Raw genomic sequence first — 8,235 nt, 5'->3', positions numbered from 1 at the left:
ATATAGCTGGTGGAGTTGTGAAGAATCTGACGATGAAACGTTTTCGGAAACTGTTTGTGAATATAGTTGGAAAGTCTGTAAAAAGTGCTAGAAGACAAGTTCTAAAACTGTCTAACCTCTATTCTCTGAAGGAGGAGTTTCGAACTCTTTTTGAACGAATTTCTAGCTTAAATTTCTCGCTCCCCATTCTTTATGAAGCAAGAGATGGAAGTCCACCTTTGTTAGGAAATTAAGATGTTAAATAGTATACATTTTTAAAAATATATAGTTACACCAAGGGAGGAGTCTGCCTTTTTTAGGGTGATAAGGTACTGAATACATTTTTATCCCTAGAACAATTTGGTGAATAATAAAGATCATCAGAAATTCCAATTGGTTATTGGTTGTTTCTGATGATTTTTTAGGCATTTACACAGATTCTTCTGAGGTATGAATAATTTGGGTAAAAGGATCCCTCTATTTGGTAGAGGGGAGTCAAGGGAAACCGATCGGTGAGGTGTACTTTCAATCAATACTTAAGCGCCCATCTCCTTTTTCAATTCCGGGGAATTATATTGATCATTTCAAAAAAATCCCCCCAATCACTAGAGTTTGCATCTAACGATTGGAAGGATTTCGCAACTAAGAATGTTTTGTTAAAGCGGACGACGGCGGGGGTTAATACGAGCATTTTTAATATTGTAGGTACGCATGAGCCACCAGCGAACTCCAAAAGCTGCTGCTCCAATTAGGATGAGGGCAAAACTTGGAAGTGGTAAATTAATCCCGATGAGTAGACTCTCTGAAAGAGTAATGAGACCAATCCAGGTCAGCAGAATGAGTCCGACAAAAAGGAAGCCACGGCGAACATTGGGACGTTCCCCCTCATACTGAGGTTCGTAATAGCGATAGATAAAATGGTAGAGGGCGTAAAAAACAGCTCCTCCTCCGGTAGTCATGCTAATCAGTGTTAGCAGTCCGTAACTCGGACTGTTTGGAACAAATTGGTTGATCAGTCCAATCCCAAGTCCGACAAAAGCGAGTAGGAAGAGGGTGGATTCCAACCACATTAGCCAGGGATTGTCATTGGTGTCCGCTTGTTCTTCTGTCTCAGGATGTGAGCCTTCAAGCTGACTGCGAACCCATTGGGTTGGAGTTCCATAGAGTGCTCGTGCAGTGAAACCGCGAGCTTGTTTTTCTTCAATCTCAGGGAGAATAGTTGCAAGTAATTCATCAATTTCGGTTGAATTTTTTCCAGCTTGTTCCAATAATTTTTGGACTGTGCGTAGATATTGCTGATTCTTTTTAGTTAGATTTTCAAATGACATAAACTTCCTTTCTCTTAGAACCATTTTTTATGAATCATATACAAGGTTAATGAAAGGCTCATTGCAAAGGCGATGGCAATGATGATCCAAAAGGCGTGGGGTTCACCATTGAGAGGCATATCGTTGTTTTTGAAGTTCATTCCATAGGCTGAGAAAATCATGGTTGGAATGGACATGACGATAGTAACCAAGGCTAGGGCTTTCATAATGTTGTTCTGGTTGTTGGAAATAATAGAGGCGAAGGTATCCGTCATACTCCGTAAAATATTTCCATAAATATCGGCCATTTCAATAGCCTGTTGAGTTTCAATAAGAGTATCTTCTAGTAGATCCTCATCTTCCAGGTATTTTTTGATGGAAGAGGAAGAAGACGTCAATTTACGGACCACACGCTCATTGGTTTTGAGGGAGGCTTTAAAGTAGACGATGGTTTTTTCCAACTCCATGAGTTCAATGAGTTCTTCATTACGTGGAGCTTCTAGCAGAACAGTCTCGATTTGATCGGACTTACGGTCAATGGAACGAAGGGCGGTAAGGTAAAGCTCCGCATTGCGGTACAAAATTTGAAAGACAAAGCGGGAGCGCATAAAGGTGTAAAAATTTCGTAAACGTCGTTGTACGAAGACATCGAGCAATGGAATATCCTCTTGGCAGGTAGTAATGATGACTTCATCTGTCAAAATAATTCCTAGCGGGATAGTGACATAATAAATTTTATTGTTTCGCTCCTCGGTAATGGGAACGTCAACAATAATCAAGGTATAGTTGTCTTCAATGGTAACCCGCGACATCTCTTCCAAATCCAAAGGGGCTCGTAAATCGGTGATATCAATGTCAAATTCGTTAGCCACTTCAATCGATTCACTTTGAGTGGGATTGATCAGGTTAATCCAAGAACCAGATTCCATGTGGTCAATTTCCTTGAATTGGGTTGTTGTTGATAAAAATACCTGTCTCATGGTCCCCTCCTTTTCTCATTCTTCTCCATTATATCTTAAATAGGCTCAAAATCAAGCTTTTTCTATTGTTGGAGAATTCTATACCTATCGGTTTTAGGGCCAGTTTTTGAGGCATTTTTGATATAATGGAGGAACAGAAAAAGAGAGGATTGTATGCAGGATAAAATTGTTATTCATGGCGCACGCGCCCATAATTTAAAAAATATCGATGTGACCATTCCCCGCGACAAGCTAGTCGTTATCACAGGTTTGTCTGGTTCAGGGAAGTCTAGTTTGGCTTTTGATACCCTTTATGCGGAAGGTCAACGTCGCTATGTTGAATCTCTATCCGCCTATGCCCGTCAATTTTTGGGTAATATGGATAAACCAGATGTTGATTCCATCGATGGTCTTAGTCCGGCGATTTCCATTGATCAAAAGACAACCAGTAAGAATCCCCGTTCGACTGTAGGAACTATTACAGAAATTAATGACTACCTTCGTTTGCTGTATGCCCGTGTTGGGACACCCTACTGTATCAATGGCCACGGAGCTATCGAGGCTTCTTCAGTAGAGCAGATTGTAGACCAGGTCTTGGAATTACCCGAAGGTCAACGACTTCAGATACTATCCCCTGTCCTTCGTAAGAAGAGAGGGCAACATAAGAATCTCCTGGCTAAAATTCAAAAGGATGGTTATGTCCGGGTTCGTGTGGATGGAGAAATTTACGACATCACAGAAGTACCTGAGCTTTCTAAGAGTAAGAAGCACGATATTGAAATCGTTGTGGATCGGATTGTCCTTCGCGAGGGTATCCGTTCTCGACTTTTTGATTCTGTTGAGGCTGCCTTACGCCTATCGGAAGGTTACTTGATGATTGATACCATGGATGGCCAGGAGCTGCTCTTTTCCGAGCATTATGCCTGTGCCGTTTGTGGTTTCACCGTACCGGAATTGGAACCTCGACTGTTCTCATTTAATGCTCCCTTTGGCTCTTGTTCAGTCTGTGATGGACTAGGGATGAAGCTCGAAGTTGATTTAGATGTTGTTGTTCCAGATTCAGGGAAAACCTTAAGAGAAGGAGCCCTGGCCCCTTGGAATCCCATTTCGTCTAATTACTATCCTCAAATGTTGGAGCAGGCCATGGATGCCTTTGGAATTGATATGGATACTCCGTTTGAAGACTTGGCTCAAGAAGATAAGGACTTGATTTTCTTTGGTTCTGGGGGACGGGAATTTGCCTTTCACTATGAAAATGAATTTGGTGGTGTACGAGATATTGAGATTCCTTTTGAAGGTGTGGCAAATAATATTAGTCGCCGTTATCGGGAAACCAGCAGTGATTATACTCGGAATGTCATGCGGACATATATGAATGAGCTGACTTGTGGAACTTGTAAGGGATATCGCTTGAATCCACCAGCACTTTCTGTTCGTGTAGGTGGAGAAGATGGTCTTCATATTGGACAGGTATCAGACCTATCTGTTGCAGATCACTTGGCCTATGTAGAAGGGCTAACATTGACGGAGACGGAATCAACGATTGCGAAACCTATTGTTAAGGAAATCCATGATCGCCTTTCTTTCTTGAACAATGTCGGCTTGAATTACCTAACCCTCTCTCGAACCGCAGGAACTCTTTCAGGAGGGGAAAGTCAGCGAATTCGTTTAGCGACACAGATTGGTTCGAATTTGAGTGGGGTACTTTATATCTTGGATGAACCGTCTATTGGTTTGCATCAGCGTGATAATGACCGCCTGATTGAGAGTCTTCAAAAAATGCGTGATTTAGGCAATACCTTGATTGTCGTAGAGCATGATGAAGATACCATGAGGGCAGCGGATTGGTTGATTGATATTGGTCCTGGAGCAGGAGTTTTTGGTGGTCAGGTTGTGGCCTCTGGAACCCCTGATCAAGTGGCTAAGGATAAGAATTCCTTGACCGGGCAGTATCTGTCTGGGAAACGCTCCATTCCAGTTCCAACAGAGCGGCGAGCTGGTAATGGTAAAACAATCGACATTACAGGAGCTAGTGAGAATAATTTGAAGGATGTGTCTGCATCGTTTCCACTTGGGAAATTTGTGGCTGTAACAGGTGTTTCAGGTTCTGGGAAGTCCACATTGGTGAATGCCATTCTTAAAAAAGCCATGGCTCAGGAGCTTAATCGTAATTCGGAGAAGCCTGGTCGTTTTAAAACGATTACGGGAATCGATCAGGTTGAGCGGTTGATTGATATTGACCAGAGTCCTATAGGACGGACCCCTCGTTCCAATCCAGCGACCTATACAGGTGTCTTTGACGATATTCGGGATCTTTTTGCTCAAACCAATGAAGCTAAAATCCGAGGTTACAAAAAAGGTCGCTTTAGTTTTAACGTCAAGGGTGGACGTTGTGAGGCTTGTTCGGGTGATGGAATCATCAAGATTGAAATGCACTTTCTACCGGATGTCTATGTTCCTTGTGAAATTTGTCATGGGACACGTTATAACAGCGAAACCCTCGAGGTTCACTATAAAGAAAAAAATATCGCAGAAATTTTGGATATGACTGTTAATGATGCTGTTGAATTTTTCCAACATATTCCAAAAATTCAACGGAAGCTTCAGACCATTAAGGATGTTGGCTTAGGCTATGTGACTTTGGGACAACCGGCTACAACTTTATCTGGAGGAGAAGCACAGCGGATGAAGTTAGCTTCAGAGCTACATAAACGTTCTAATGGGAAGTCTTTTTATATTTTGGATGAGCCAACAACAGGTCTTCATACAGAAGATATTGCGCGTCTGTTAAAAGTCTTGGACCGTTTTGTCGAAGAAGGCAATACAGTTCTTGTGATTGAGCATAATTTGGATGTTATCAAAACAGCCGATCATATTATTGATTTGGGACCAGAAGGTGGAGTTGGAGGCGGTCAGATTATTGCTGTTGGAACTCCAGAAGAAGTAGCTGCAAACCCTGCTAGCCATACAGGGCGTTACCTACAAGCAAAATTAGAGGAGATTTAGGTTTATGAAACGATTGGAACAATTACAGGCAGTATTAGTGGCGCGTGATTTGGATGGTTTTTTGGTGAATAACCTGACCAATATCTATTACCTAACGGGTTTTTCGGGTTCTAATGCAACTATTTTTGTAGAGCCAGATGCCGTAACTTTTTTCACGGATTCCCGTTATACTTTAGCGGCCAAAGATATTCTTCATCCAGTGATTCGTTTTATAGAGACTCGCTTAGAATTGGCAGAGGTGGAGAACCTTGTTAGGGATAGAGGATTGAAGCGGATTGGTTTTGAGCCAACTGTCCCCTACCATTACTACCAGGAATTGGCCAATCGCTTGTCAGCTCAAGAGCTTGTGGCAGAAGCTAATCTAGTGGAGGACTTGAGGATTATTAAGGATGAGTTTGAGATTGCGGTGATTCAGGAAGCCTGTAAGATATCCGACCAGGCCTTTATGGATGCTCTTGAATTTATTAAGCTTGGGCAAACAGAGTTGGAAATTGCCAACTTCCTAGATTTCCGTATGCGGGAATTAGGAGCTAGTGGCTTGTCTTTTGATTCGATTGTAGCTTCTGGACCCAATTCAGCCATGCCTCATGCTCATCCAGGTCAGCGTCAGCTCCAGTCCGGAGATAGCTTGACCTTAGATTTTGGCTGTGTCTTTAATCACTATGTATCGGACATGACTCGGACTATTTATTTGGACCATGTGAGTGATGAGCAGGCTGCCTTGCATCAATTGGTTTTGGATGCTAATCAGGCAGTCATCGATCAGGCACAAGCGGGTATGTTGTTGACAGACTTTGACCAAGCTGCCCGGTCTTTAATTGACCAAGCGGGCTATGGTCCAGCCTTTAGCCATTCCATTGGTCATGGGATGGGGCTTGAAGTCCATGAAGAGCCTTTCTTCCGGGCTGGCTCAGAGGCTCGACTTCAATCTGGAATGGTCGTGACCGATGAACCAGGCATTTACTTAGATGGTAAATATGGCCTACGGATTGAAGATGATCTATGGATCAAAGAAGGAGGCTGCCAGGTTTTAACCAAGGCACCTAAGGAGCTTATCATCATTTGAGGTTTACCTTAAATTGTGATAGAATGAAGAGAAAAATTTATATTTGAAGAGGTATTCAAGCATGATTGATGCAAGTAAACTAAGAGCTGGAATGACTTTCGTAGCGTCAGATGGAAAATTGCTTCGCGTATTGGAAGCCAGCCACCACAAACCTGGTAAGGGAAATACCGTTATGCGTATGAAATTGCGCGATGTTCGGAATGGTTCTACTTTTGATACGACTTACCGTCCTGATGAGAAATTTGAACAAGCTATTATCGAAAGTCGGACTGCGACTTACCTATACCAAATGGATGATACAGCTTACTTTATGGATACAGAGAGCTTTGAGCAATATGAAATTCCAACAGTAGCGGTACAAGATGAACTTCGTTTCATTCTGGAAAACTCTGAAGTGAAAATCCAATTCTATGGTACTGAGGTGATTGGGGTAACTGTTCCAACAACGGTTGAATTGACTGTTACAGATACGCAACCATCTATCAAAGGTGCGACTGTGACTGGTTCTGGAAAACCAGCGACACTTGAAACTGGTTTGGTTGTTAACGTTCCAGACTTTATCGAAATTGGTCAAAAATTGATTATTAATACTCAAGAAGGTACTTACGTATCCCGTGCCTAGAAAGGACCAGCTATGACGCAACAATCAGGTGACATTATTATTGCCCCTCGGGTCTTAGAGAAAATCATCGCGATTGCGACTGCTAAAGTGGATGGGGTTCATTCCTTTGCAAATAAAAACATGTCAGATAGCTTGATTAAAAATAATTCAAGCCGTGGTGTGTATATCGAAGATATGCAGGCAGATGAGAAGGTTGTGGATATCTATCTTTACTTGGAATATGGAGTTTCTGTTCCTAACTTGGCAATGGAAATCCAAAAAACGGTTAAAACAGCTGTTCGTAATTATCTAGAAATGGAATTGGCAGCGGTCAACCTTCATGTTGCCGGAATTGTTCCAGAGAAAACGCCAAAGCCAGACTTGAAAGACCTGTTCAACGAGGACTTTCTAAATGACTAAAGTGCAACAGGAAACTCGTCGTGATTTACGTGAACGGGCTTTTCAGACCCTCATGGGATTAGAGTTCCAAGAGGACTCGTTGGGCCTTGTCGCTTTTACTTATAACTATGATAAGGAAGCGGTTGAAGAGGAACGAGAAGTTCCGGTCTTTCTTCTAAACCTTGTCCAAGGTGTCCAAAACCACCGGGAAGACTTAGATCAGAAAATTGCTGCTAAGTTGAAATCAGGGTGGACTTTGGACCGCCTAACGTTGATTGAGAAGAATATTCTTCGTTTGGGTCTTTTTGAAATACTTTATTTTGAAGAAACTCCAGCAGTCGTTGCGGTCAACGAAGCGGTGGAGTTAGCAAAGACCTTCTCAGAACCAAAATCAGCGCGCTTTGTAAATGGGGTCTTATCGGCCTATGTTGAAGAAGCGGAAGCATCGAATTAAAGATACAGTGCTAGAGTGAGTCTCTAGCACTTTTTAGAGGTTCTATAATAAGTTGTGTGGAAAGCTTGCGCTCCATGCAACTTTTTTGTAATTTCCAATGCAAAAAAAAGCAATTCTTATACTCATTCAGAATCAAAATTAGCAGATATCCATTCTCTATGGACAATCGATCGTAAGCGAGTAGTTGATAAGCTTTGGATAACTTCTTGCAACTGATCAATGACGTCATTCAATGATTTAAATGCTTTGTTCTTAAATCCTAATTTCCGAATCTCTGCCCAAACTTGTTCAATCGGATTCATCTCTGGTGTATAAGGTGGAATAAATGTAAATTCAATATTGCTAGGAATATCCAATGTCTGTGATTTATGCCAAACCGCATTATCCATCACCAAAATAATATAGTCGTTAGGGTAAGCTTCTGACAGTTGTCGTAAAAATTCATTCATCCAAGCCGTATTACA

At 41.9% G+C, this 8,235-nt stretch carries 8 protein-coding genes and 1 pseudogene; 6 read left to right on the top strand and 3 right to left on the bottom strand.

All coding sequences use genetic code 11. The annotated features are described in order from the left end of the window. A pseudogene (locus tag E4T71_RS07630) lies at positions 1-233 on the top strand (hypothetical protein); the annotation flags it as partial. Positions 234-635: 402 nt separating this feature from the next. Here the strand turns inward: E4T71_RS07630 and E4T71_RS07625 are convergent. Both E4T71_RS07625 and E4T71_RS07620 read right to left on the bottom strand, forming a co-directional pair. Continuing rightward, a complete protein-coding gene (locus E4T71_RS07625) occupies positions 636-1,307 on the bottom strand; it encodes a DUF1129 family protein (protein ID WP_167758497.1) in 672 nt (223 codons plus the stop codon). A 14-nt stretch (positions 1,308-1,321) separates the two neighbouring features. Further along, positions 1,322-2,266 carry a magnesium transporter CorA family protein gene (locus tag E4T71_RS07620; RefSeq protein ID WP_135038647.1) on the bottom strand — a complete coding sequence of 315 codons (945 nt, stop codon included), beginning with the start codon at positions 2,264-2,266 and terminating at the stop codon, positions 1,322-1,324. Between the two features lie 153 nt (positions 2,267-2,419). Between E4T71_RS07620 and uvrA the strand changes: the two genes are divergently transcribed. The 5 genes from uvrA (at position 2,420) to nusB (ending at position 7,771) form a co-directional block, all read left to right on the top strand. Beyond that, the gene (gene uvrA / locus E4T71_RS07615) at positions 2,420-5,251 is read left to right on the top strand and encodes an excinuclease ABC subunit UvrA (RefSeq protein ID WP_135038645.1); all 2,832 of its coding nucleotides are present in this window, start codon (positions 2,420-2,422) and stop codon (positions 5,249-5,251) included. A 4-nt stretch (positions 5,252-5,255) separates the two neighbouring features. Beyond that, positions 5,256-6,317, top strand: a complete 1,062-nt coding sequence (locus E4T71_RS07610; RefSeq protein ID WP_135038643.1) for a Xaa-Pro peptidase family protein — start codon at positions 5,256-5,258, stop codon at positions 6,315-6,317. Between the two features lie 61 nt (positions 6,318-6,378). Further along, positions 6,379-6,939, top strand: a complete 561-nt coding sequence (gene efp, locus E4T71_RS07605) for an elongation factor P (protein ID WP_135038641.1) — start codon at positions 6,379-6,381, stop codon at positions 6,937-6,939. A gap of 12 nt (positions 6,940-6,951) precedes the next feature. Next, positions 6,952-7,338 (top strand): Asp23/Gls24 family envelope stress response protein, encoded by a 387-nt coding sequence (locus E4T71_RS07600; protein WP_135038639.1) that lies wholly within the window; start codon positions 6,952-6,954, stop codon positions 7,336-7,338. After that, a complete protein-coding gene (gene nusB / locus E4T71_RS07595; protein ID WP_135038637.1) occupies positions 7,331-7,771 on the top strand; it encodes a transcription antitermination factor NusB in 441 nt (146 codons plus the stop codon). The genes E4T71_RS07600 and nusB overlap by 8 nt, the downstream gene beginning before the upstream one ends. 122 nt (positions 7,772-7,893) lie before the next feature. On the opposite strand, the gene E4T71_RS07590 is transcribed toward nusB, so the two are convergent. Then, the coding region (locus tag E4T71_RS07590) for a transposase (RefSeq protein WP_194181234.1) at positions 7,894-8,235 on the bottom strand (342 nt) is incomplete at its 5' end.

It is taken from the genome of Streptococcus sp. WM07 (assembly GCF_004570525.1).
In the GTDB taxonomy this organism is placed as follows: domain Bacteria; phylum Bacillota; class Bacilli; order Lactobacillales; family Streptococcaceae; genus Streptococcus.
Note: the sequence above shows the minus strand (reverse complement) of the source record. Positions and strands in the feature narration are given on the sequence as shown.

Excerpts from the sequence above, each read along its gene's own strand:
- E4T71_RS07610 (WP_135038643.1), top strand. The coding sequence starts at position 5,256 with ATGAAACGATTGGAACAATTACAGGCAGTATTAGTGGCGCGTGATTTG.
- E4T71_RS07600 (WP_135038639.1), top strand. The coding sequence starts at position 6,952 with ATGACGCAACAATCAGGTGACATTATTATTGCCCCTCGGGTCTTAGAG.
- uvrA (WP_135038645.1), top strand. The coding sequence starts at position 2,420 with ATGCAGGATAAAATTGTTATTCATGGCGCACGCGCCCATAATTTAAAA.
- E4T71_RS07625 (WP_167758497.1), bottom strand. The coding sequence starts at position 1,307 with ATGTCATTTGAAAATCTAACTAAAAAGAATCAGCAATATCTACGCACA.
- nusB (WP_135038637.1), top strand. The coding sequence starts at position 7,331 with ATGACTAAAGTGCAACAGGAAACTCGTCGTGATTTACGTGAACGGGCT.
- E4T71_RS07620 (WP_135038647.1), bottom strand. The coding sequence starts at position 2,266 with ATGAGACAGGTATTTTTATCAACAACAACCCAATTCAAGGAAATTGAC.
- efp (WP_135038641.1), top strand. The coding sequence starts at position 6,379 with ATGATTGATGCAAGTAAACTAAGAGCTGGAATGACTTTCGTAGCGTCA.